At 70.9% G+C, this 23,387-nt stretch carries 21 protein-coding genes and 1 pseudogene; 9 read left to right on the forward strand and 13 right to left on the reverse strand.

Annotated features, from left to right (window positions below; genetic code table 11):
• Positions 1-23: 23 nt before the first annotated feature.
• From AB4091_RS12040 to AB4091_RS12050, 3 genes are all read left to right on the forward strand, one after another.
• Positions 24-644 carry an L-threonylcarbamoyladenylate synthase gene (locus tag AB4091_RS12040; protein WP_442291986.1) on the forward strand — a complete coding sequence of 207 codons (621 nt, stop codon included), beginning with the start codon at positions 24-26 and terminating at the stop codon, positions 642-644.
• Positions 645-726: 82 nt separating this feature from the next.
• A complete protein-coding gene (locus AB4091_RS12045) occupies positions 727-2,688 on the forward strand; it encodes an alpha-amylase family protein (protein WP_442291987.1) in 1,962 nt (653 codons plus the stop codon).
• A 59-nt stretch (positions 2,689-2,747) separates the two neighbouring features.
• Complete coding sequence (locus AB4091_RS12050; protein ID WP_442291988.1) at positions 2,748-3,935, forward strand: Fic family protein; 1,188 nt, start codon at positions 2,748-2,750, stop codon at positions 3,933-3,935.
• Positions 3,936-4,068: 133 nt separating this feature from the next.
• Here the strand turns inward: AB4091_RS12050 and AB4091_RS12055 are convergent.
• From AB4091_RS12055 to AB4091_RS12065, 3 genes and pseudogenes are all read right to left on the reverse strand, one after another.
• Positions 4,069-5,196 (reverse strand): annotated as a pseudogene (locus tag AB4091_RS12055) (DUF2332 domain-containing protein); the annotation flags it as partial.
• The gene (locus AB4091_RS12060) at positions 5,193-6,404 is read right to left on the reverse strand and encodes a methyltransferase domain-containing protein (protein ID WP_442291989.1); all 1,212 of its coding nucleotides are present in this window, start codon (positions 6,402-6,404) and stop codon (positions 5,193-5,195) included. The gene AB4091_RS12060 and the pseudogene AB4091_RS12055, both read right to left, overlap by 4 nt.
• Positions 6,405-6,709: 305 nt before the next feature.
• Positions 6,710-7,210: a MarR family winged helix-turn-helix transcriptional regulator gene (locus AB4091_RS12065; RefSeq protein ID WP_442291990.1), complete on the reverse strand. Its 501-nt coding sequence runs from the start codon at positions 7,208-7,210 to the stop codon at positions 6,710-6,712.
• Between the two features lie 129 nt (positions 7,211-7,339).
• Between AB4091_RS12065 and AB4091_RS12070 the strand changes: the two genes are divergently transcribed.
• Positions 7,340-8,716, forward strand: a complete 1,377-nt coding sequence (locus AB4091_RS12070; protein WP_442291991.1) for an MFS transporter — start codon at positions 7,340-7,342, stop codon at positions 8,714-8,716.
• 118 nt (positions 8,717-8,834) lie between these two features.
• Positions 8,835-9,194: an RNA polymerase-binding protein RbpA gene (locus tag AB4091_RS12075; protein WP_442291992.1), complete on the forward strand. Its 360-nt coding sequence runs from the start codon at positions 8,835-8,837 to the stop codon at positions 9,192-9,194.
• Between the two features lie 212 nt (positions 9,195-9,406).
• On the opposite strand, the gene AB4091_RS12080 is transcribed toward AB4091_RS12075, so the two are convergent.
• The 7 genes from AB4091_RS12080 to AB4091_RS12110 are packed head-to-tail and all read right to left on the reverse strand — an operon-like array spanning position 9,407 to position 16,200.
• The gene (locus tag AB4091_RS12080; protein WP_442291993.1) at positions 9,407-9,943 is read right to left on the reverse strand and encodes an FxsA family protein; all 537 of its coding nucleotides are present in this window, start codon (positions 9,941-9,943) and stop codon (positions 9,407-9,409) included.
• Entirely contained in the window at positions 9,940-10,731 is a 792-nt protein-coding gene (locus AB4091_RS12085) for a polyprenol monophosphomannose synthase (RefSeq protein WP_442291994.1), read from the reverse strand. Before AB4091_RS12085 ends, AB4091_RS12080 begins: the two co-directional genes overlap by 4 nt.
• Positions 10,712-12,265 (reverse strand): apolipoprotein N-acyltransferase, encoded by a 1,554-nt coding sequence (lnt, locus tag AB4091_RS12090; protein WP_442291995.1) that lies wholly within the window; start codon positions 12,263-12,265, stop codon positions 10,712-10,714. The genes AB4091_RS12085 and lnt overlap by 20 nt, the downstream gene beginning before the upstream one ends.
• A 38-nt stretch (positions 12,266-12,303) precedes the next feature.
• Positions 12,304-12,699 carry a hotdog domain-containing protein gene (locus AB4091_RS12095; protein WP_442291996.1) on the reverse strand — a complete coding sequence of 132 codons (396 nt, stop codon included), beginning with the start codon at positions 12,697-12,699 and terminating at the stop codon, positions 12,304-12,306.
• Positions 12,696-13,487 (reverse strand): OAM dimerization domain-containing protein, encoded by a 792-nt coding sequence (locus AB4091_RS12100; RefSeq protein WP_442291997.1) that lies wholly within the window; start codon positions 13,485-13,487, stop codon positions 12,696-12,698. The genes AB4091_RS12095 and AB4091_RS12100 overlap by 4 nt, the downstream gene beginning before the upstream one ends.
• Positions 13,484-15,097: a lysine 5,6-aminomutase subunit alpha gene (locus tag AB4091_RS12105; RefSeq protein ID WP_442291998.1), complete on the reverse strand. Its 1,614-nt coding sequence runs from the start codon at positions 15,095-15,097 to the stop codon at positions 13,484-13,486. Before AB4091_RS12105 ends, AB4091_RS12100 begins: the two co-directional genes overlap by 4 nt.
• Positions 15,094-16,200: an L-erythro-3,5-diaminohexanoate dehydrogenase gene (locus AB4091_RS12110; RefSeq protein WP_442292299.1), complete on the reverse strand. Its 1,107-nt coding sequence runs from the start codon at positions 16,198-16,200 to the stop codon at positions 15,094-15,096. The genes AB4091_RS12105 and AB4091_RS12110 overlap by 4 nt, the downstream gene beginning before the upstream one ends.
• A 96-nt stretch (positions 16,201-16,296) precedes the next feature.
• Here AB4091_RS12110 and AB4091_RS12115 point away from each other — a divergent pair, with 96 nt between their 5' ends.
• On the forward strand, positions 16,297-17,739 hold the full coding sequence (locus AB4091_RS12115) for a KamA family radical SAM protein (RefSeq protein WP_442291999.1): 1,443 nt from the start codon (positions 16,297-16,299) through the stop codon (positions 17,737-17,739).
• Between the two features lie 115 nt (positions 17,740-17,854).
• Here the strand turns inward: AB4091_RS12115 and AB4091_RS12120 are convergent, their stop codons facing one another.
• The 3 genes from AB4091_RS12120 to AB4091_RS12130 form a co-directional block, all read right to left on the reverse strand.
• Entirely contained in the window at positions 17,855-19,072 is a 1,218-nt protein-coding gene (locus AB4091_RS12120) for a hypothetical protein (RefSeq protein WP_442292000.1), read from the reverse strand.
• Positions 19,073-19,136: 64 nt separating this feature from the next.
• Positions 19,137-19,802, reverse strand: coding sequence for a response regulator (locus AB4091_RS12125; RefSeq protein ID WP_442292001.1), 666 nt, complete (start codon positions 19,800-19,802; stop codon positions 19,137-19,139).
• Entirely contained in the window at positions 19,799-20,893 is a 1,095-nt protein-coding gene (locus AB4091_RS12130) for a sensor histidine kinase (RefSeq protein WP_442292002.1), read from the reverse strand. Before AB4091_RS12130 ends, AB4091_RS12125 begins: the two co-directional genes overlap by 4 nt.
• A 126-nt stretch (positions 20,894-21,019) precedes the next feature.
• On the opposite strand from AB4091_RS12130, the gene AB4091_RS12135 reads away from it, so the two are divergent.
• Genes AB4091_RS12135 through AB4091_RS12145 form a run of 3 tightly spaced genes read left to right on the forward strand, consistent with a single transcriptional unit; the run spans position 21,020 to position 23,387 of the window.
• Entirely contained in the window at positions 21,020-21,607 is a 588-nt protein-coding gene (locus AB4091_RS12135; RefSeq protein ID WP_442292003.1) for a TetR/AcrR family transcriptional regulator, read from the forward strand.
• The gene (ybaK, locus tag AB4091_RS12140) at positions 21,607-22,101 is read left to right on the forward strand and encodes a Cys-tRNA(Pro) deacylase (RefSeq protein ID WP_442292004.1); all 495 of its coding nucleotides are present in this window, start codon (positions 21,607-21,609) and stop codon (positions 22,099-22,101) included. The genes AB4091_RS12135 and ybaK overlap by 1 nt, the downstream gene beginning before the upstream one ends.
• Positions 22,098-23,387, forward strand: a complete 1,290-nt coding sequence (locus tag AB4091_RS12145) for a multidrug effflux MFS transporter (protein WP_442292005.1) — start codon at positions 22,098-22,100, stop codon at positions 23,385-23,387. The genes ybaK and AB4091_RS12145 overlap by 4 nt, the downstream gene beginning before the upstream one ends.

Below are 23,387 nucleotides of genomic sequence, written 5' to 3' on the forward strand. Positions count from 1 at the left end.
CTCCAGCATGGCAGGGTGAGGTCATGGCGAAGTACTTCGACGTCCACCCGGTGGACCCCCAGCCCCGGGCGATCGGCCAGGCGGTCGAGATCCTTCGGACGGGCGGCCTCATCGCCTACCCGACCGACTCGTGCTTCGCCCTCGGCTGCTCGCTCGACAACCCCGAGGGCAAGGAGCGCATCCTGCGCATCCGGCACCTCGACGACAAGCACCACTTCACGCTGGTCTGTTCGGACTTCGCGCAGCTCGGCCAGTTCGTGCACCTCGACAACTCGGTGTTCCGCGCCATCAAGGCCGCGACGCCTGGCCCCTACACGTTCATCCTCCCGGCGACGAAGGAGGTGCCGCGACGCCTGCTCCATGCCAAGAAGAAGACCGTGGGCGTCCGCATCCCCGAGCACCCGGTGGTGCGCGAGCTGCTGAAGGCGATGGGCGAGCCGATCCTGTCGAGCACGCTGCTCATGCCCGACGACGACGAGCCGATGACCGAGGGCTGGGAGATCAAGGACCGCCTCGACCACGTCGTCGACGCCGTCATCGACTCGGGGGAGTGCGGCCTCGAGCCCACGACCGTCGTCGACTGGTCCGACGGCTACCCCGTCGTGACCAGGGTGGGCGCGGGGGACCCCAGCCCGTTCGAGTGAGGGCACGGCCGGCGGTCACGGCGAACCGTCTGGTCGTGGCGTGCCCCTGTCGCACCGGGTCGTGGTGCTGTTCAATCGGGCCATGAGCCAAGGCGCCCGAGACGTGAGCCCGACTCCCGAGTCCGTGGACTCGCTGCTGGCCGGTCTCGTCGAGGCCGATCGCGAGACCCTGGGGCTGCGGCTCGAGCGATGGTCCGACGACCTCGTCGCGGCGTTGCGGGTGCTCTATCCGGAGCAGGACGTCTCGGCCATCGCCCTGCGTCTCGTCGAACGGGCCGTGTCGGCCCACACCGAGAGGTCGCCCGAGCTGCGCCGCCTCGACCAACGCCGGCTGCTGCGCCCGGATTGGCTACAGCAGCCCGAGATGTTCGGGTACGCCTGCTACACCGAGCGTTTCGCCGGTGATCTCCGAGGGCTCGGCGGCCACCTCGACCACCTGCGCGATCTCGGGGTGACCTACCTGCACCTCATGCCGCTGCTGCTGCCCCGCGACGGGGACAACGACGGCGGCTACGCCGTGCAGGACTTCCGCACCGTGCGACCAGACCTCGGCGACGTCGACGACCTGCGCTCGTTGGCGAGCGACCTTCGCGCACAGGGCATCTCGCTCGTGCTGGACCTTGTGCTGAACCACGTGGCGCGTGAGCACGAGTGGGCACGACGGGCCCGGGCGGGGGAGTCGCACTACCGCGACTACTTCCACGTCTACCCCGACCGCGTCATGCCCGACGCGTACGAACGCACGCTGCCCGAGGTGTTCCCCGACTTCGCCCCGGGCAACTTCACGTGGGACGACGAGCTGGGCGGCTGGGCCTGGACGACCTTCAACGAGTGGCAGTGGGATGTCAACTGGTCCAACCCTGACGTGCTCGTCGAGTACGCCGACATCGTGCTCTACCTCGCGAACGTCGGTGTCGAGGTGCTTCGTCTCGACGCCATCGCCTTCACCTGGAAGCGCCTCGGGACGAACTGCCAGAACCAACCCGAGGTGCACGCGGTCACGCAGGCTCTGCGCACGGTCGCGCGGATCGCCTGCCCCGCTCTCGCCTTCAAGGCCGAGGCCATCGTCGGGCCACGCGACCTCGTGCAGTACCTGGGACAGGGCGAGCACGCCGGGAGGGTCAGCGACATCGCCTACCACAACAGCCTCATGGTGCAGGTGTGGTCGATGCTGGCGACCGGCAGCACCGGCCTGACCAAGCAGGCCCTGACGGCACTGCCGCCGACCCCGCCGAGCGGCACGTGGATCTGCTACGTCCGCTGCCACGACGACATCGGCTGGGCCATCGACGACGGCGACGCGGCCGCCGCCGGCCTCGACGGGTTTGCCCACCGCCGCTTCCTCTCCGACTGGTATGCCGGTGACCAGCCGGGGTCGTGGGCGCACGGACTGGTCTTCCAGCACAACCCGGCCACTGGTGACAAGCGCATCAGCGGCACGGCAGCAGCCCTGACCGGGCTGTCGGACGCGGAGCGGCGCCGTGACGCAGGGGGTGTCGGGCTGGGTCTGGCCCGGCTCTTCCTCGCACACGCGGTCGTGTCCGGCTGGGGCGGCATACCGGTGGTGTGGAGCGGTGACGAGCTCGGGATGCCGAACGACCCACACTGGGCCGAGGAGCCCGGGCACGAGGACGACAACCGGTGGGCCCACCGCGAGCGCATCGACTGGGCGCTGGCGGAGCGCCGGGGCGACCTGGGCACGACCGCCGGCAAGGTCTTCCAGGGCCTGCGACACCTGGCAGCCGTGCGCCGCACCCTTCCCCAGCTCCACGCCTCGGCGCAGACCCGCGTGGTGCTCGAGACCGACGACGGCGTGCTCGCGGTGGTGCGCACGCACCCGAGCGGCTCCATGGTCTGCGTCTACAACGTGACGGCGTCGTGGCAGACCGTCCCGGTCCGGCTCTTCAGCGACGCCGGCATCACGCACGCCCACGACGCGCTGGGCGGCCACCCCGTGTTCGGTGACGCCCGCGGGCTCGCATCGCTGAGCCCGTATGCCGCCTGGTGGGTCGTCGAGGCACCTGTAGAGGTCTCACGCGTCTGATGTTGCCCGCTCTTTCATAAAGGTTGTGCGATAACCTTTACCAAGGAGGTGGACGACGCATGGCACAGACCTGGCCCGCGCTCGAGTCGCGCACGGTTGCGTGGCGACCTGTCGAAGGCCTGCTCGGGTTGTCCCGCCGCGCTCAGCGGGCCAGCCCGCGCAGCTACGCGGCCGCGGTCGTGCCGCCGATCGCGGGCGTCAGCCTGGCGCTCGACGGTGACCTCGCGGCCGACCTCGACGAGGCCACGCGACTGCTCACCGCGTTCGACGCCGGGGGAGCGGGGGAGATCGCACCCTTCGCGTCGGTGCTGCTCCGCTCCGAGAGCGCCGCCAGCTCCCAGATCGAGAACCTCACGTCCTCCGCCCGCGCCCTCGCCGAGGCCGAGATCGGCGAGGGCAACCGGGCCAATGCCGCGGTCATCCTCGGCAACGTGCGCACCATGCAGGCGGCGCTCGATCTCGCCGGACGGCTCGACGAGCACGCCGTGCTCGCCATGCACCGCGCCCTCATGGCCCAGCAGACGCAGCACCCGGCGGGGCTCTGGCGCGACCAGCAGGTCTGGGTCGGCGGCTCCGCGGCGCACCCCGGCGACGCGCACTACGTGCCGCCGGTGGCCGACGACGTGCCCGGCCTGATGGCCGACCTCGTCGCCTTCATGGACCGCGACGACCTGCCGCCGCTCGCGCACGCCGCACTGGCCCACGCCCAGTTCGAGACGATCCACCCTTTCACCGACGGCAACGGGCGCACCGGGCGCGCCCTGCTGCACTCGGTCCTGCTCCACACCGGGGTGATCCGCCGGGTCACGGTCCCGATCTCCGCCGGCCTGCTGGCCATCCGCGACGACTACGTCGAAGCCCTCATGGCCTACCGCCAGGGAGACACCGAGCCCATCCTGCGCTGCGTCGCCGAGGCCGCGCGCAACGGCACCCACATCGGCGAGCGGCTCGTGGCGACCCTGCGCCAGGTGCGCGCCGACTGGGCCGAGCGCCTCACCGCCCGGGCCGGCTCGGCGTCGTGGGCGATGCTCGACCTCCTGCTGCGCCAGCCGGTCGTCACCGCGCGGGTCGTGGTGCGCGAGCTCCACGTCTCGGCCCCCACTGCCCAGTCGGCCCTCCATCGGCTCGTTGACGACGGCATCCTGCTCGAGTCCACCGGACACCGCCGCAACCGCGTCTACCGCGCCCCGGCCGCGCTCCGAGCGCTCGACGCGTATGCCGCCGGGCTGGGTCGGCGCGCTCGCTGACGGTCGCGACTCTGCGGGAGTGACGCACCCGCTTTGAAGGCACGCGAATTCCATTGTGCGACAGTGCAATTCGCCGGTAATCGACATATGATGTTTGCCGACTGAGCCCCTCGAAGCTCAGATCCACCCACGCGCCGTGCGGGTGGCAGGTGCCGAGCGTCACTGGTCCACGCTCGCGACCGTCACGCCAACGACGCAGCCCGACGACGGTTCCACCGGCGTCGACACCCGATGGCGGCTCGATCCCCGGGGCGCACGCCGGCGGCTCGGCCGTGAGCCACGACAGCGCCTCACACCCCCCGGCGAGGGAGCGCACCTCGGCCTCGAGGTCCGTGCGTCTGGACGGGTCGACGTAGGTCAGCGCCCACGAGCTGAAGACGACGACGTGTGCCCCGGCGCCTGCTTGGCTGCGCGCCTGCGCGACGGCCGCAGGCAGCCCATCGACCATGTCGTCGCGCAGCACGCTCGGTTGCTGCACTCTCAGCAGGTCACGCGCGGCGCGGAACCGCTCGACCCTGCCGGGCACCTCGGGCCAGAGGCACGCCTCGAGCCACCGAACGGCATCGTCGTCGGCCAGGTCGACCGGGTCGAGGTCCACCCCCACACGACCCCGCACCGGGGGGAGGGCGAACACCCAGGACCCGAGGGCAGCCACCTTGCCCGACCGGTCCAGGCCTGCGCAAGGGACGGTGGACGCGGGGTCACCCAGCACCACCTCGCCTGCCGGCGAGTCGACGCGGACGGCATACCGGTCGACGGCGAGGAGCAGTCCGGCGCTCGCGCCGAGCTCGACCAGGGCGAGCGGACGCTCACGCGTGTCGTATGCCGCGGCCGCAAGACCGAGCGCGACGTACACGGCCCGGTTCACCTCGTTCGTCTGCGTCCCGTGCGTGGAGATCCGCTCGACCAGCTCGTCCCGGTGCTCGAGGACCGTGCGCCGCACATCGGGCCACGGGTCGCCGATCGGCAGGCGATCCGTCCCGACGACGCTCGGATACCACCGGGCTGCAGGGGTTTCCGGGCTTCGCAGCACGAGCTCGTGCAGCGCTGCCAGCCACAGGACGGGCCGGGCCTGGCCGGCCCGGGCCGCCAGAAGCAACGACGCGAGGTCGTCGTCACCCGCGAGGTGGCGGCTCAGGGTCGAGTAGAGCGGGAGGGCGGCATACTCGGTCGCGAACTCGGCGAAACGTCGCTGGATCCGGGCGAGCCGCGCGGAGTCGTGCGACGCTTCGTCGCTCTCATTGGCTGTGCTCTGACTCATCGCTGAGCACCTCTGTATACGGGTTGTTCTGTGAGAGACAGCGATTCACGCTGCAACAGCACGATCACCTCGTGATGGGTCGTCTGCGGAAACATGTCGTGCAGACGTGCCTGTCGCGCGACGTAGGACGGCATACGGGCGAGGTCGCGGGCGAGGCTGTCGACGTTGCAACTGGAGTAGGTCACGTGGTCGGCACCCGAGCGCTCGATCCAGGCCGCCAGGTCGGCGCCGATGCCACGTCGCGGCGGGTTGACGACCACCATGGACGTGCCGTCGCCGAGCACTGTCGGCTCGAGTGCGGAGACGTCGGTGGCGTCGCCGGTCCGGAAGCTGAGGTCGACAGCGCGAGGCGAGGCCGCCCAGAACCGGTCGGCGCTCAGCTCCGCGCTGAGCACGGCCTCGGGGGACACCTCCACGCCGAGCACCCGCCGTGGGGCCCCCTGGCCGTCCGTGGCGCAGTGCAGGGCGAAACCGCCCACACCGCAGTAGAGGTCGAGCACGGTGTCGGGCCGCACCTCGAGCGCCCAGTCGCGGGCCTGGCGGTAGAGGCCCGCGGCCACAACGGTGTTGGTCTGGAAGAAGCTGTTGGGTCGCAGGTTGAGCGTGACGTCGTTGACGGGCATCTCGAGCATGGACTGCTCGGTGAGCACGACCTCGGTCGAGCCCTCGAGGACGGCCTTGTGCTCGGGCTGGAGGTTCACCGACACGACTCGCACCTCGGACAGGTGTTCGAGCAGCCGAGGCAGTCGCGACTGGAGCAGCGCGAGGTGCTTCCTCGAGCGGAGCACGAGGCGCAGCATCACCTCACCGGTGGGGGAGAGGGTGAGGATCAGGTGCTTGAGCTCGCCACGCCGGGCCGCCACGTCGTAGGGCTCCAGACCGATTTCGTCGACGACGTCTGCGAGCCGGGGGATCAGTCGCTGGAGCGGCTCCTCGTGCAACCCGCAGGCTCGCAGGTCGACGCCGCCCAGCTGCGGGTCGAGGATCCCGAGGGTGACGGCGCCGGCGCGGCCACCGACGACGAGCTTGGCCTTGTTGCGGAAGGCGGACTCGCGGCTGGCGAACGGCTCCAGCCAGGTGACGTCCGGAGCGACGGCCGCCAGTGCCTGCTGACAGCGCTCGTGCTTCTCGGCGAGCTGGACGGCATACGGCACGCCCATGAGGGCGCACGAGCGACAGCGTCCCGCGTCGAAGTAGTCGCACTGCACCGGGCAAGGCTACGGCTCGAGGAGCGTCTCTAGCACGACGGGTAGACCGCTCAGGGGAGGTCGCGGAAACAGCAAAGTGACATAATGTCGATTATCGGCGTTTAACGTAGTCAGGGCTCGGGCACCGGCGCTCCGGATGCCACATGCGACGAACGCCGTCCAGACCTCGCCGCGCGGCGCCGCTGCAACGGGCCGCGCGACGAGCTCTGCGACTACCGTCGCGCGAGGGCCGGGCCTTCCACCATCGGACCTTCGACCTAGTTCCCCGGCCGTCGCAGCGCCCGAAAGGCGCCTCGTGGCCCTCGTCAGGGCTCGGTTCGTGCCAGCCAGTCGCCGAGCACACGCTCCAACGTCGACCGCTCGGCCGACGTCAGTCCTGCCAGCAGCTCCTCGTCGCCGGCCATCACGTCACCGAGGATGCGGTCGACCGCAACCAGTCCGTCGGCGGTGAGCTGCACGTGGACCGTTCGCCGGTCGGGCTCCTCGCGCACGCGTTCGACGAGCCCGAGCCGCTCCATGGCCTGCACCCGCTGGGTCGTCGCGCCGGCCGTGACCCGGCAGCGACGCGTGAGCTCGCCGGCCGTCAGCCGGTGCGGCGACCCGGCCCTGCGCAGGGTCGCCAGGACGTCGAGATGGCTCTGCTCCGCGCCGAGCTCGGCGAGCACCCGCGTCCGGTTCTCGGTGGCACGTGCGGCCAGACGCCACAGCGGTGTGAGCACGGCGATGGAAGAGACGTCGACGTCCGGCCGTTCACGCCCCCAGGCCTCGACGATCTCCGCGACCCGCTCCCCCGATGACTCGTGCACGAGAAACACTTTAGCGCTAAAGGGCAGCCCCCTGGGGGGACTCGCCCTCCGTGATGATGGCGCGGGATCCTGCGGCGTGTTGGGGCCGGTCCCGGTGCCCTCGCCGACGCGTTGTGGGACCGTTGCGCCATGTCGCACGCCGTCGTCAACGCCGCCCGCCCCGAGACTCGGGAGCAGCGCGCCTGGTACTGGTACGACTGGGCCAACTCCGCCTACGTCACGACCACCGCAACGGTGCTCATGAGCCCCTACCTGACGTCGGTCGCCGAGGAGGCCGCCTGCCCCGGGCTGGCGGACGGCCAGGACTGCACGACGACGCTGTCGGTGTTCGGCATCCCCGTCGCGCCGGGCTCGCTGTGGTTCTTCACCGTGACCTTCACGACCATCCTCTCGGCGGTCGTGCTCATCTTCATCGGGGCCATCGCCGACCGCAGCCCGCGCCCGACCAAGCTCTTCGGGGCGTTCGCGTGGGTCGGCGCCACCGCGGCGAGCCTCATGTTCCTCGTCGCCGGCACGAACTGGCAGTTGGGAGCAGCGCTCGTCGTCGTGGCAGGAATCTGCCTCGGCGCCTCGCTCGTCATCTACGACTCCATCCTCGTGCGAATCGCCAACGAGAACGAGCGAGACCGGGTCTCCTCCAAGGGGTGGGCCTTCGGCTACCTCGGCGGTGGCATCCTGCTCGCCCTCAACTTCGCGCTGGACTTCTTCCACGAGGACCTCGGCCTCGACCGCGCCATGAGCACCCGCATCAGCATCCTGTCCGCGGGCCTCTGGTGGGCCGGCTTCACGCTCATCCCCTACCTCGGGCTGCGCCACCTCACGGGCACCGTCGAGACTCCCGTCGAGCGCTCGGCCGGTGTGGTCCGCGGCAGCATCGCCCAGCTGCGCAGCACCTTCCGCGACCTGGCCCGCTACCCGCAGACGAAGATGTTCCTGCTCGCCTACCTCTTCTTCAACGACGGCATCCAGACCGTCATCGGCAGCTCGAGCATCTACGGTTCCAAGGAGCTCGGCTTCTCCGAGACGACGGTGCTCGGGGTCTTCCTCTTCGTGCAGTTCGTCGCGTTCTTCGGCGCGCGGCTCTTCGGGCGCGTCGCTGCGACCATCGGCGCGTGGCGCACCGTGCTCTACGGCATCGGCCTCTGGACCGTGGTGGTCGTGTTCGCCTTCCTCGTGCCGTCGAAGTCGCTCGTCATCTTCCTCGCCCTGGCCCTGCTCATCGGCATCGTGCTCGGCGGCACCCAGGCACTGTCCCGCTCGCTCTACAGCCAGCTGATCCCCCGGGGTCGCGAGGCGGAGTACTTCAGCCTCTACCAGGCCATGGAACGTGGCACGAGCTGGTTCGGGACGCTCATCTTCGGTCTGGTCTACCAGGTCACCCTCAGCTACCGCTGGGCCATCATCGCCCTGATCATCTTCTTCGCCATCGGGGGCGTGCTGCTCTCCCGCGTGCGCATGCGTGAGGGCATCGAGCAGGCCGGCAACCCTGTCCCAGCCGTGATCTGAGACGCGATTACAATCCGGGCAACTCCGGGGAACAAGTCAACCGTTTCGCTCGTTCAAGCGTCTGTGAGGGTATGACACCAACGGGTGTCACAGCGGCAGAAGTTCTGGAGGGGTCCACATGGCCGATCGAGCACTACGCGGTTCCAACCTCGGCGCGAGGAGCATGGAATCCGACGAGAACGTCGTACCGAGTGAGCGTCAGCTCACCGTCTACGTCTGCCCTGACGGTCACCGCACCGAGCTGCCCTTCTCGATCGAGGCCGACGTGCCCGCCACCTGGGAGTGCCGATGCGGCCTCGACGCCAGGCTGCAGGGCGGCCCCGAGCCCGAGGCCAAGCAGGTCAAGCACCAGCGCACGCACTGGGACATGCTGCTCGAGCGTCGGTCCATCCCCGAGCTCGAGGAGCTGCTCGAGGAGCGCCTGACGCTCCTGCGCGAGTCGCGCGGTGAGAAGCCTCGCCGCCGCAAGAGCGCCTGACAGACGTACCACCGAGAAGCCCGCCCCGTTCGTGGAGGCGGGCTTCTCGCTGTCGAGCCCCCGAGTCGCGTGCTGTGGCCCGAGTCGAGTGCCCACCTCTCGACGCGTGCCCACAGACAGATCGAGTCCCCACTTTTCTACGCCCACCCACCAGTCGAGTGCTCATCTTCCTGCGCCGAAGCGTCGGGAAGTGAGCACTCGACTGAGGGGTGTCAGTCCTCGTCGATGATCTCGCCCTCGACGACCTCGTCACTCGAGGACGACCGACGCGGGCCCTGCGGCGTCTGCTGGTCCCAGCCCGGCTGGCCGGTGACGGTGGGGCCGGTGAAGCGCTCGGTCTGGGCGATCATCCGGCGTGAGATGACGGCTGCCAGCATGCTGCGCGCGACCGGTCGCGTGAACGGCAGCACCAGCAGCAGGCCCAGCACGTCGGAGACGAAGCCCGGGGCGAGCAGCAGGCTCCCGCCGACCAGCACGACGACGCCGTCAGCGATCTCGCGGGCCGGCATGCGACCACTGCGCACCGCCTGCTCCAGGGCACGCCACGCCTTTGCGCCCTCTCGACGGATCAGCCAGGCGCCGAGCAGCGACGTCGCCACGAGGAGCAGGAACGTGGGCCAGCCGCCGATGGCCTGGCCGACCGCGACGACGACCACGATCTCGATGATCGGCAGCACCATCAGGGCCACCAACGCGAGCCGGGTCAGTCGCACCTTCCGGGCACGGGGTGCGCCGGGAGCGCTGGTCATGGTCGGTCACCCACCGGCTCGCCATGCCGGGCCTTCTGTGTCACGGAGCGCAGCTGGCCCAACCGGTGCTCGAACCCCCAGCGCGTGACGCTCGTCAGGGCCTCGCGGACGATGTCCTTGCCCATCTTGGAGACCCCGACCTCGCGCTCGACGAACGTGATGGGCACCTCGACGACGGTGAGTCCCGCTCGGACCGCCCGGAGCGTCAGGTCGATCTGGAAGCAGTAGCCCTGCGACTCGACACCCTGCAGCCCCATGGTGCGAAGGGCGCTGGCGCGGTAGGCCCGGTAGCCGGCCGTGGCGTCGTTGACCGCCATCCCGAGCATCAGCTTGGTGTAGACGTTGGCCCCGACCGAGAGGACCTTGCGGTGGGCCGGCCAGTTGCGCACCTCTCCCCCGCGCACCCAGCGCGCACCGATGACGACATCGGCCTCGCCGAGGGCGGCGAGCAGCGACGGGAGCTGCTCGGGCAGGTGCGAGCCGTCTGCGTCCATCTCGACGGCGGCGTCGTAGCCCCGCTCGAGCACGATCGCGAAGCCCGCGAGGTACGCCTTGCCGAGGCCCTCCTTGCCGGCGCGGTGCACCACGTGGACCTGGGGGTCGGAGGCGGCGATGCCGTCGGCGACCTGCCCGGTGCCGTCAGGCGAGGCGTCGTCGAGCACGAAGACGTCGACGGACGGGGCGCTCGCCCGCACCCGGGCGATGATGCCGGGCAGGTTGTCACGCTCGTTGTACGTCGGGATGAGCACGGCCACCCTGGTCACCGGCTCACGCTGAGTCGTCGTCATCCTCTTCCTTCGTCGTCTCTGCCGCCGCACGCCCCCGGCGGATTCCGAGGGCCAGCATCATCAGCAGCGCGGCGGCGGCGACCCATTCGGGGGCCTCGCCCACCCGGGTCGCCAGTGTCGTGGCGTCCCGCAATGGTAGGGCCCCTCGAACGACCGCCTGCGTGAACAACGACGTGACCTGGTGGGCGGTTCCATCGGGCGTGATGAGGGCGCTCTGCCCCACCGTCGAGACGTGCACGACCGAGCGCCCGAACTCCATGGCGCGCAGGCGGCTGATGGCCAGCTGCTGCGGCGACTCGGCGGTGAAGCCGAAGGTCGCGTTGTTCGTCTGCACGACCAGCACGTTGGCGCCCGTCTGCACCGCATCGCGCATGATGTCGTCGTAGGCGACCTCGAAGCAGATCGCGAGACCGGCCCGGATCGACTGCCCGCCCTGCGACGTGACGTGGAACACACCGGGGGCGTCGCCGGGTGCGAAGTCGTTGCGGACGAGGTCGACCTCCTTGCTGAAGTTGCGCCAGAAGGCCCTGTTGGGGATGTACTCCGCGAACGGCACCGGATGACGCTTCACGTAGCGGTCGGTGTTGCCCTTGCCCGGCTCGAAGAGCAACGCGACGTTCGACAGGAACCCGACGGGCTCCTCGAGCAGGCCTCCGACGATGAGCGGTCGCTGGAGCGTCTCGACGGTCTGCAGGATCAGCGACTTCGCGTCGGCGTTGCGCAACGGGTCGATGTCCGACGCGTTCTCGGGCCAGACGACGAGGTCGGGCGCCGGGGCACGGCCGGCCGTCACGTCCTCCTGGGCCTTCAGGGTGGCTGCGACGTGGTTGTCGAGCACCGCGCGCCGCTCGGCGTTGAACTCGAGACCGGCACGCGGCACGTTGCCCTGCACCCCGAGGAACTGCGCGGTCGGCCCGTCGGTCGGCAGGGGCACGGCCAGCCCGGCGACGCCGAGCACGAGCGCGGCGGCCACGGGCAGCGTGACGGCACGAGACGGCATACGCGATCGGTGGGGTCTGGCGGCGAACGCTCGCTGGGCCGCCAGCGCGAGGAACGCGCCGGCCAGGGCGATGACGAAGCCGACGAAGGGTGCGCCGCCCAGAGCGACGAGACGCCCGAACGGCGAGTCAGCCTGCCCGAAAGCGATCTTGACCCAGGGGAATCCGCCGTAGGGTGCACGCGCCCGGAACCCCTCGGTCACGACCCACACGAGGGCGAACCCGACGGGCCGCACCCTGCCGTCGCGACAGAGCCATCCGACGAGTGAGCCCGCGAGACCGACGAACAGCGCCTCCAGCGTCGCCAGGGCGATCCACGGGACCGCGCCGACGTAGATGCCCGACCAGCTGAGGGTCGGCACGAAGAAGACGAGCCCCCCGGCGAACCCGAGTGCGAGACCGCGGCCGGCGCCGGCCCCCGACCAGGCCCACGCCCACAGACCCAGGGCGAGCGGCGCGGCGACCCAGACGTCGAACGTCGGGAACGCGAAGCAGAGGAGCCCGCCCGCGAGCAGGGACACGAGAAGACGCCGCACGGGGTTCACCGTATGCCGTGCGGCCGTGACGTCAGACCTCAGGGGACGACGACGACCCCGCGGGCCGTGGTGGCGACGACCGCCGGGTCGAGCACGTCGGCCGCGGACTCACCACGCCCTGGGTTGCCGCGCCCCACGACCCTCACCTCGAACTCCATCTCGCGCGAGCGTGAGCCGACGCGGACCAGCTCGGCGGAGATCTCGATGACGTCGCCGGCGCGCACCGGGGCCTTGAACTGCACGTCGCTGTAGGACGCGAAGAGACCCTCGTCGCCGTCGGTGACGATGCACATCTCGGTCGCGACGTCGCCGAACGCGGCGAGGGAGTACGCGCCGTCGACGAGGTTGCCGGCGTAGTGGGCGTGGCTGTAGGGGACGTAGCGGCGGTGCGTCACCCGCTGGCCGACAGTCGCTGTGGTGGTGCGCTCGGTCATGACTTCCTCGCCTTCCGCTGGGTCATCTCGTGGACGAGGTAGCTGGCGACCTCGCCGGGGGTGGTGCCGCGCCCGAAGATGCGGTCGACGCCGAGGGCCTTCTCCGAGCCGTCCTCGAAGCGGGGGCCCCCGGCGATGAGGACCGGGACCTGTCCGGCCGGGTAGGCCTCGCGGAACGCCGCGGACATCTGCGTCGTGTTGTGGATGTGGGCGTCCTTCTGCGTCACGACCTGGCTGACGAGCACGGCGTCGGCCTTCTCGGCGCGAGCCCTCGCCACGAGGTCGGGCACGAGCACCTGGGCGCCGAGGTTCACCACCTTGATCTCGCGGTAGTACTCGAGGCCCTTCTCGCCCGCGAAGCCCTTGATGTTGAGGATCGCGTCGATGCCGACCGTGTGCGCGTCGGTGCCGATGCAGGCGCCGACGACGACGAGCTTGCGCCGCAGGTGCTTCTTGATCGCCATGTTGGCGTCCTTGGCGGACAGCAAGGGGTACTCGCGCTCGACGACGTGCACGTCGTCGAGGTTGACCAGGTGCGTCGAGCTGCCGTAGACGACGAAGAAGGTGAAGTCGGGGCCCATCGCCTTGGCGTGCACGAGTAGTGCCGGGTCGAGGCCCATCTTGCGGGCGAGCTGCAGCGCGGCGCCCTCGGCCTTCTTGTCGTGCGGGACGGGCAGCGTGAACGACATCTGCACCATGCCGTCGCCGGTGGTGTCGCCGTAGGGCCGGATGATGCTGCCCTGGGCGGGCGCGTCAGGGCTCACCTTCGGGCTGGTCTGCGGGCTCATCGGTGACCTCCCTTCGTGGGCGGGGTCCACGCGTCGAGCGAGGTGATCGCTGGGTTGTCGTATGCCGCAGCCCGCTCGACGACGCCGTCGAGGCCCTTGCCGCCGGTGGCCGGACGCTTCATCAGGCCGAACGTGCCGTCGGCGATGGCCGCGAGCAGAGGCGCGTCCCCGGCCGCGTCCTTGTCAGCGACGATGCGCTCGAGCAGGTCGACGGCCTCGGAGAGCACCTGGCGGGCTCGGGTCTGGATGAAGCCGTCGCGAGGCGGGTGGAAGTCCTCGGTCAGGCCGCTCGCCGCGTTCATGACGTAGCGGACGTTCTGGAGGGCGAGGTCGCGGTCCGACAGGAAGGGCGTCACGACGGCCTCGGTCATCATCCCGACGAGCAGGATGCCCTGGCCGGTCATCGCCCCGACGAGGTTGAAGAAGCCGTCGAGCAGGTAGCCGCGGAAGACGTCGCCCGTCATGTGCTTGGTCGGCGGCATCCACTTGAGCGGCGCGTCGGGGAACAGCTGGCGCGCGAGCATCGCGTGGGCCAGCTCCATGCGGAAGCTGTCGGGGATCTCGGGGTTGATCTCGAAGGCGTGGCCGAGGCCGAGCTGCCAGTCCTCGAGGCCGGCCTCCTTGGCGAACCGCTCGTTGAGCAGTTGGCTCACCGTGACGGTGTGCGCGGCCTCGACGGCATCGGCCGTCGTGAGGTAGTTGTCCTCGCCGGTGTTGATGATGATGCCGGCGCGGGCATGCACCTGCCGCGAGAACCGTTGGTCCACAAAGGTTCTGATCGGGTTGATGTCGCGGAAAAGGATGCCGTACATCGAGTCGTTGAGCATCATGTCGAGACGCTCCATCCCCGCCAGGGCGGCGATCTCGGGCATGCAGAGACCCGACGCGTAGTTCGTGAGCCGGACATAGCGCCCGAGCTCCTTGCTGACGTCGTCGAGGGCCGCGCGCATGAGACGGAAGTTCTCCTGCGTCGCGTACGTGCCGGCGAAACCCTCGCGGGTGGCGCCCTCGGGCACGTAGTCGAGCAGCGACTGCCCGGTGGAGCGGATGACCGCGATGATGTCGGCGCCCTCGCGGGCCGCGGCCTGGGCCTGCGGGATGTCCTCGTAGATGTCGCCGGTCGCGACGATGAGGTAGATCCACGGCTTGGTCTTCGGGTCGCCGTGCCGCTTGATGAGCTGGTCGCGAGTGGCGCGGGAGCGGTCGACGGCCTTGAGGCCGACCCCGACCCCCTTGGCCGCCGCACGCTGCGCGGCCGTGGCGTCGCGGCCCGCGGGTAGCCGGAACGAGACGCTGCCGCTGGCGGCCTTCTGGGCGAGCGTGGTGAGGTCGGGCGCCTCGCCGCGCAGCAGCGCGTCGTAGACCGGGGTGGTCACACCGTGCTCGAGGCCGACCTCGTCGCGGACGGCCGTGACGAGGTGGTTGACCCACGGCACCCGCTCGTGGTCGGCGCCGGCGAGGCCGGCGAGACGCAGCGTCGCGCGCTCGACCGAGACGGTGGTGTGGCTCTTGGCGATCTTGACGACCGGGGCCGCAGCCTTGCGGGCGAGCGAGCGCGCCTTGCGCACCACAGCCGGGTCGAGCTCGAGCATGGCGTTCGGGCGGCTCATGCGCCGGCCCCCGCGGCCTCGGAGGCACGTGGGCTCTCGGCAGCGAGCCGGCCCTCGAAGAGGGCCCGGACCGCCGGCACCTCACGCACGAGGCGCAGGGCGGTCTCGGCATGGCCGGGCACGTAGCCGTTGCCGACGAGCATGCGCACGTCGGCGGCCAGGCCCTCCGCCCCGAGAGCTGCTGCCGCGAAGTTCGTGGCCATGCTGAAGAAGATGATCGTGCCGCCCTGGGCGGTCGCAAGGATCGCAGGCTGTTCACAGCCGGGCACGTCGACGCAGACGACGGTGACGTCGGCGGGTCCACCGGCCGACTCGACGGCGGCCGCCAGCCCGAGCGGCGAGCGGGCGTCGGCGAGCACGACCGCATCGGCCAGGCCGCTCTGCTCGAGCACCGAGCGCTCGCGCTCGACGGGCACGACACCGATCGTGCGACCGGCGCCGGCGGCGCGTGCCGCGGCCAGCGAGAGCGATCCGGACTTCCCGGCCCCCCCGAGCACCGCCACGATCGGCGCGACGCCCCGGGCGGCATACTCCCCCACCACGCGCTCGACGAGCGCCGGCGCCCCGCAGACGTCCATGACCATGAGCGCGAGGTGGGCGTCCAGGTCGTCGGGCAGGGTGGCAGCGATGCTGCGGCCGAAGAGGATGGCGTGGCCGGCGGCCGGCACCTGCTCCGAGAGTCCGTCCCAGCGCTCGAGCCCGTCGGAGATCGCGAGCGGGGTCAGCGAGAGGGAGACGAGGGTGGCGACGCGGTCGCCGGGGGCGAGCCCCAGGGTGCTCTGGGGACCCACTTCCTCGACCGTGCCGATGAGCATGCCGCCGGACCCGGTGACGGGGTTCTGCATCTTCCCCCGGGTCGCCACGATGTCGAGCACCTCGGCACGCACCGCCGCACCGTCCACGTGGCCGTCGGTGGTGTGCTTCTCGGCGAGCTGCCGGTAGGAGGCGGCGTCGAGGTTCAGCGTCTCGACCACGATGCGGACCTCGTCGGGCCACAGCTCCGGGCGGGCGTCGAGCCGCCGTGCGGCCTGCGGCAGCATGATCGCGTCGCCGGTGGGCTCGAGGACGCGGTGCAGGCCCACGGGGGACGAGGGGGTCGGCATGGTCACCTAGAGATCCTTCGGTTCGTGAGGTGTCTGGCAGAAGATCCTTCAGCATCATATGGGGCTGAGCGGTGATGCTTCGGTTATCCTCGCCTCATGATCAAGGTTGAGCAGCCCTACGCCTACCGGCGCCGAGAGCTCGTCGAGCCCGACTGGACCCGCTTCCCCGGCTGGCGCGACGTCACCCAGGAGGACTGGGACAGCGCCCAGTGGCAGCGCGTCAACTGTGTCAGGAACATCAAGCAGCTGCGCGCCCTGATGGGCGAGCTGCTCGACGACCGCTTCTACGACGACCTCATCAAGGACCAGTCCGAGCGCGCCACGATGTCGATGCTCGTGCCGCCGCAGATGCTCAACACGATGGTTCCTGCCACCGACTCCCCGATGCCGCCGACCGGCCACGACTTCACCGAGGCCTTCTACGCCGACCCGATCCGCCGCTACATGCTGCCGGTCTTCTCCGACCGCCGCACCGACTGGCCGTCGCACCCGCACGCCTCGCGCGACTCCCTCCACGAGCACGACATGTGGGTCGCCGAGGGCCTCACCCACCGCTACCCCACCAAGGTCCTGGCCGAGCTGCTGCCGACGTGCCCGCAGTACTGCGGCCACTGCACGCGCATGGACCTCGTCGGCAACTCCACGCCGCAGATCGCGAAGCTCAAGTTCGACCTCAAGCCGGTCGACCGCTACGCCGCGATGCTCGACTACCTCCGCGAGACGCCCGCAGTGCGCGACGTGGTCGTCTCGGGCGGCGACGTCGCCAACATGCCGTGGAAGAACCTCGAGGCCTTCCTCGATCAGCTGCTCGAGATCGACAACATCCGCGACATCCGGCTCGCCACCAAGGCCCTCATGGGCCTGCCGCAGCACTGGTTCGCCGACGACGTCGTCGAGGGTGTCGGCCGTGTCGCCACCAAGGCCCGCTCGCGCGGCGTCTCGCTCGCGATCCACACGCACGTCAACAACGCCCAGTCGGTCACCCCGTCGGTGGCCCGCGCGTCGAAGGCGATGCTCGACGCCGGCGTGCGTGACGTCCGCAACCAGGGCGTCCTCATGCGCGGCGTCAACGACACGACCGAGCAGCTGCTCGACCTCTGCTTCGCACTCGCCGACGGCGCCTCGATCACGCCGTACTACTTCTACATGTGCGACATGATCCCGTTCGCCGAGCACTGGCGCCTCTCGCTCGCCGAGGCCCAGCACCTGCAGCACTCGATGATGGGCTACCTGCCCGGCTTCTCGACGCCGCGCATCGTCTGTGACGTGCCGTTCGTCGGCAAGCGCTGGGTCCACCAGGTCGAGGAGTACGACACCGAGCGCGGAATCTCCTACTGGCGCAAGAACTACCGCACCTCGATCGAGGGCGCCGACACCGACGCACTCTCGCGCGAGTACGTCTACTACGACCCGATCTACACCCTGCCCGAGGCGGGCCAGAAGTGGTGGCACGACTCCGTCGACCACGAGTCGGTCATCGCCGAGGCAGCCGAGCAGGCCGCGACCAGCCGCGCCGCTGCAGAGTCACAGCTCGTCTGAGGCTCATCCCCTCCCGTATGCCGGGTGGCCCGGTTCCCCGTGCGGGAACCTTGCCACCGCTGAGGACCGACCTCGGGCATCCGCCCGGGGCCGGTCCTCAGCGTCCATCGCCCGATCAGGTCACGGCGACGTCGCTCGCCGCGCGTGCGCCCCGGTCCACGGCCGGGAGGCCCAGCGCCATCACGACGTAGAGCAGGGTCGCGACCTTGGGCAGCGCGCTCGGCTCGAAACCTCGGGTCCCCACCACGAGCCCGTTGAGGACGAGGAGGACGCCGGCCAGGGCTCCACTGACGCCGGCGAGACGGGTCAGGGTGCTGTGGTGCGCGCTCCGCAGCAGTGCGACGGCGAAGATCACGACGGTCACCCCGAGCAGCAGGGTGAAGAAGGAGTTCACTCCCCACTCGAGCCAGCGGATCGCCTCGGCGGCCGCAAAGCGGACAGCCTTGTCGTCCGGCCCGGCGACAGCCCAGGCGTCGACGGCACCTTTGAGCGCGACTCCGTCGACCGCCATGTTCACGGCGATCAGGGCCACGGTGGCTGCAGCGGCGGTGTTGCCGAGACGAGCCAGCACCGACGGAGCCCCGGCCCGCACCAGGGCGCCACCGACGACCACGAACCCCGCTGCCACCACGGCTGCGGACAGGAACTGGAGGTCGTGCACCCACACCCAGTCCGTGCTCTCGGCGTACTCCGCGAAGACGGCCACGTGCGAGTTCGGCGCCTCGGTGTGCGGATGCAGCAGACCACCGACCACCGCCAGCACCGCGCCGCCCACGAGCAGCAGCGCGGCCACGAGACCTCGCCGCGACGCGTGCCGGCGAGCCGCACTGTCGGTCCGGGCGAGGGCCGGGTGGGCGCCGGCGGCGTGGGGACGCAACCACAGGTATGCCGCCATGAGCACGAACATCGCGACGTGCCCCCACGTGATCACCGCGTCTCCCGACAGGATGCCGAGGTGGAAGGGCACGAGCAGGACGAGGAAGGGCAGCACCATCACGGCCGACATCTCGAGGATGTGTCGCGTCGAGTGACGTCGCACCCACATCCAGGCCGCCATGCCGGCGGTCATGTCGAACGCCATCGAGAGCGCCATGACGTCAGGCCGAAGAGTCAGACCCGGCCAGACACCGTCCCAGACGGCACCGAGGACACCCATGCCGACGACCATCGACACGGTCATCTCGACGAAGGCGCCGAGGAAGCGGCCGAACCGCGTACGAAGGATCCGGACGACCCTGGCTCGGGGTGCCAGGCCTGCTGGAGAAGTACTGAGCGTTGTCATGCCGACGAGGATCCGCCGCGAGCCCGACGTCACGGACGTGCCAGAGGTCATGCCCGGGGTCACCTTCGGGGCATGACCCGGTCGAAACCGGCACCCCCCACCCCGTCGCCACGGGTCAGAGCAGGCCGAGGCCCCTCGCACGCAGTGCCGCCTGGGTGCGGTCCCGCACGCCGAGCTTGGCAAGCACGTTGGTGACGTGGTTCTTCACCGTTCCCTCGGACAGGTAGAGGCGAGACGCGATCTCGCGGTTGCTGAGCCCCTCGGCGAGCTCGTGCAGCACCTCGAGCTCGCGAGGGCTGAGCGGGTCGACGAGTGGCTGCGGACGCGGGGAGGCCGGCGTGTCGGGCAGCCGGCTCATCATCGCCAGCACCTTCGCGGCCACCGACGGCTGGAGCACCGACTCGCCTCGTGCCGCGGCCTGGACGCCCTCGACGAGGCGCGCGACAGTCGCGTCCTTGAGCAGGTAGCCGACAGCGCCGGCACGCAGCGCCGGAAACACCTCGTCGTCCCCGTCGAACGTCGTCAGCACGAGGACCCGGACGTGGGGGTGCTCCACGCGTAGACGTCGCGTCGTGGACACCCCGTCGAGACCGGGCATCCGCAGGTCCATCAGGACGACGTCCGGCTGCAGCGCTGCCACGGCCTCCAGAGCCTCTGCGCCGTCCGAGGCCCCGCCCACGACCTCCACCTCGTCGCGGGCGTCGAGGAGGGTCGTCAGGGCCTCGCGGAAGAGGGTCTGGTCGTCGACCACGAGCACCCGCACCGGCCGCGCGGTGCTCATCCGGGCAGCTCGACTCGCACGGCGACGCCCGCGCCGGGTCTCGAGTCGACGACCACAGAACCGCCCAGGTGCTCGGCCCGCTCACGGATGCCGGTCAGGCCGAAGCCGCTGGGCCGCGGCGCGTCCCCGACGATGCCGCACCCGTCGTCGCACACCTCGAGGGTCATGCGGTCGGGCAGGTACGCCAGTCGCAGCACGGCAGCGTGGGCGTGCGCGTGCTTGCGGACGTTGGTGAGTCCCTCCTGGGCCGCCCGGTAGAGCGCCGACTGCACCTCCTCGCCGAGCCGGCGCTCCTCACCGTCCACCGCGACCGACGTCGGCAGACCGGCCGCGGCGCTCTCGTCGGCGAGCGCCCGGAGCCGATCGGGCAGGCGAGGCACTCGGGTGCCGCGCAGCGCGCCGACCGACTCGCGCACCGACGTGAGCGCCTGTCGGGCCTGGTCCTCCGCCTGGGCCAGCAGGGCGTCCGCGCGGGTGGGGTCGGCGGCCAGCACCGCCCGTGCGGCCTGGACCTGCATGCCGACCACGGTGAGGTGGTGGCCGAGGCCGTCATGGATGTCGCGCGCCACCCGGGTGCGCTCGCGCATCGTGGCCAGCTCCTCGGCCTGGGCGCCGAGCTCCAGCAGCCGCTCGTTGGCCACGGCCAGGGCCTCCCGGGCCCGCTGCTCGCGCACGTGCAGGGCCGCCAGCACGAAGGCGAACGCGCACGCGAGCCCGGTGCTGACCACCTCTCGGAGCCCGTCCGCCATCGGCATGCCGACGTGGACGAGGGGAACCAGCGCCGCGACCACGACCGACCACCCGAGCGGCAGCAGCAGGACCGCCTGCACCACGACCAGCACCAGCAGCACGGTGCTGCCGACCCCGGCCCCGGCAGCGTCGAAGACGAGGAAGCCGAGCACGAGCGCGACGGCGAGGTAGCCGGTCGCGGCGAGGCGGCCGCGTACGCGTGCCCACCGGAAACCGACCACCGACCAGCCGACGAACGCGGCCCCGAGCACACCGGCCGGCAGCCACCGACCGCTGGGTGCGGCCTCGAGCAGCATCACCAGCAGGGCAGCCGTTGCCAGCGTCGGGAGCGCCCGGTTCACCGCTCAAATGTCGCGCCGGCCCACCACGGAGTCAACAGCCCCGCGCCCCGCGGGCCCACGGGAGCGCCGACGACGCCCCCGTAGACTGCCGCGGTGACCTCCCGCTCCCCCGGTACCCGTGTGCGCATGCCCCGAGCCGAACGGGAGGCGCAGATGCTCGCGGTGGCCGAGCAGGTGTTCTCCGCCCGCGGCATCCAGGCCGCGACGATGGACGAGATAGCGGAGCTCGTGGGGGTGACCAAGCCGCTCATCTACGACTACTTCGGCTCCAAGGAGGGCCTGCTCGCCGCGACGATCGAGCGGGCGCGTGGCCAGCTGCTCAGCGCCCTCATCGACGCGTGGGTGGCCCAGCCGCTGACGCCCGCACGCGACCGGGTCGCCGGCGTGGTCCACGCGTTCTTCGCCTTCATCGACGAGCACGAGCAGGCCTTCACGCTGCTGCGCACCGAGGGCGCCCTCATCGGCGAGGCGTCCGCCTCGGTCGAGCGCATCCGGCAGCAGACCGCGAAGGCTTTCGCAGAGGGCCTGCGCACCCTGCCGGCGTTCGCGGCGCTGGAGCCGCGGCGGGTGACCGCCATGGCCGAGATCCTCATCGGCGGCTGCGAGCGGCTGGCCGTCTGGCGCACCACCCACCCCGGCACGACCGCCGACGAGGCCACCCAGCTCGTCGTCACGACGATCTGGGACGGGCTCGCCTCCGTGTCCGGCGTGTGATGGGCCGCCACCGCCAGTCCGGTCCGTCCACCCCTGCCACGGTCGCCCTCGACCGGGCCGGAGTCTCCTACACCAAGCACCCCTACGACCATGACCCGTCCGCCCCGAGCTACGGCCGCGAGGCCGCCCAGGCGCTGGGCGTCGAGCCCGCACGCGTGTTCAAGACGCTGCTCGTCGACACCGGCCAGGGCCTCGGCGTAGGCATCGTCCCGGTCGACGGTCAGCTCGACCTGAAGGCCGTGGCTGCCGCCCTCGGCGCGAAGAGCGTCACGATGGCCGACCCGGCGGCGGCCGAACGCAGCACGGGCTACGTCGTGGGCGGCATCTCCCCGGTGGGTCAGAAGCGCGCGCTCCCCACGGTGCTCGACGAGACGGCATACGGCTTCGAGCTCGTCTACGTCTCCGGTGGGCGGCGCGGCTTCGACATCGGCCTGACGCCGGCTGACCTCGCTCAGGTCACCGGCGCCGTGCGGGCCCGGATCGGTCGGGCATGACGGCCGCGCACCCCCGTCCCGAGGTCACGTCGTCGCGTGTCCCGCGGGCGAGGCTCGTGCTCATCCTCGCTGCGCTGACGATGGTCGGGCCGTTCACCATCGACGCGATCTTCCCCGCGTTCGAGGTGATGGGCCACGAGCTCGGCGCCGACAAGGTCGCGATGCAGCAGACGATGAGCGTCTACCTGGTCGCCTTCGCGGTCGCGAGTCTCTTCCACGGTTCCCTGTCCGACGCCCTCGGACGACGTCCGGTGATCATCGCCGGCTCACTCCTGTATGCCGTCACCAGCGCCGTCTGCGCGCTGGCGCCCAACCTGCCGATGCTGCTCGGCGCGCGAGCCGCCCAGGGCCTGGTCGCGGGCGCCGGCATGATCGTCGGCCGCACCGTGGTGCGCGACCTCTTCGACGGAGCCCACGCCCAGCGCTTCATGAGCCACATCTCGATGATCTTCGCGGTCGCGCCGGCGCTCGCACCGATCGTCGGCGGGTGGATCCTCGGCTGGGGGTCGTGGCGCACGATCTTCTGGGTGCTCGCGGCATACGGCCTCGTGCTCGTCGCGCTGACACTGACGTCCCTGCCGGAGACCCACCCGGCCGACCGGCGCGTGGCCTTCCACCCCCGTCTGCTGCTCGCGTCGTTCGCATCGGCCGCAGGCGACGGCGGCGTGCTGCGACTCAGCTCGGCGATCGCGCTGAACTTCGGGGCGCTCTTCCTCTACATCTCGTCGGCGCCGGCCATCGTCGTCGACCACCTGCACCTGGGCGAGCGCGACTTCGGCGTGCTGTTCGTGCCGCTGGTGCTCACGATGATGGTCGGCTCGTTCCTCACCGGCCGCCTCGCAGGCCGTGTGCGACAGGGCGTGTTCGTGCTGTCCGGCTTCGCGATCGCCCTCGCGGGTGGGGTCTTCGCCTTCGCCTACCAGTCGCTCGTCGACGTCCCGACCGTCGCCTGGACCGTGGTCCCCGCGGCCACCGCCTCGCTCGGGGTGTCGCTCGTGTTCCCGATCCTCACGATCGCCCTGCTCGACCTCCGGCCGCGCGAGCGCGGGGCCGTGTCGTCCTTCCAGTCCTTCCTCAGCACCTGCCTCAACGCGGTCGTGGCCGGAGTCCTCTCGCCGCTCGTCAGCGGCTCGCTGACGACGCTCGCGCTGGTCGCCGGCGCCATGACCGCTGGCGCGCTCGCGCTGTGGTGGTGGCACCGCGCCCGCACCCACGCCAAGGCGCTGCGGCACGACGACCACGTCCACATCGAGGGGCTGGCCCCCGAGCCGACCGACCAGCTCTGA

Origin of the sequence: Terrabacter sp. 2RAF25 (genome assembly GCF_052115265.1) — a bacterium.
In the GTDB taxonomy this organism is placed as follows: Bacteria; Actinomycetota; Actinomycetes; order Actinomycetales; family Dermatophilaceae; genus Terrabacter.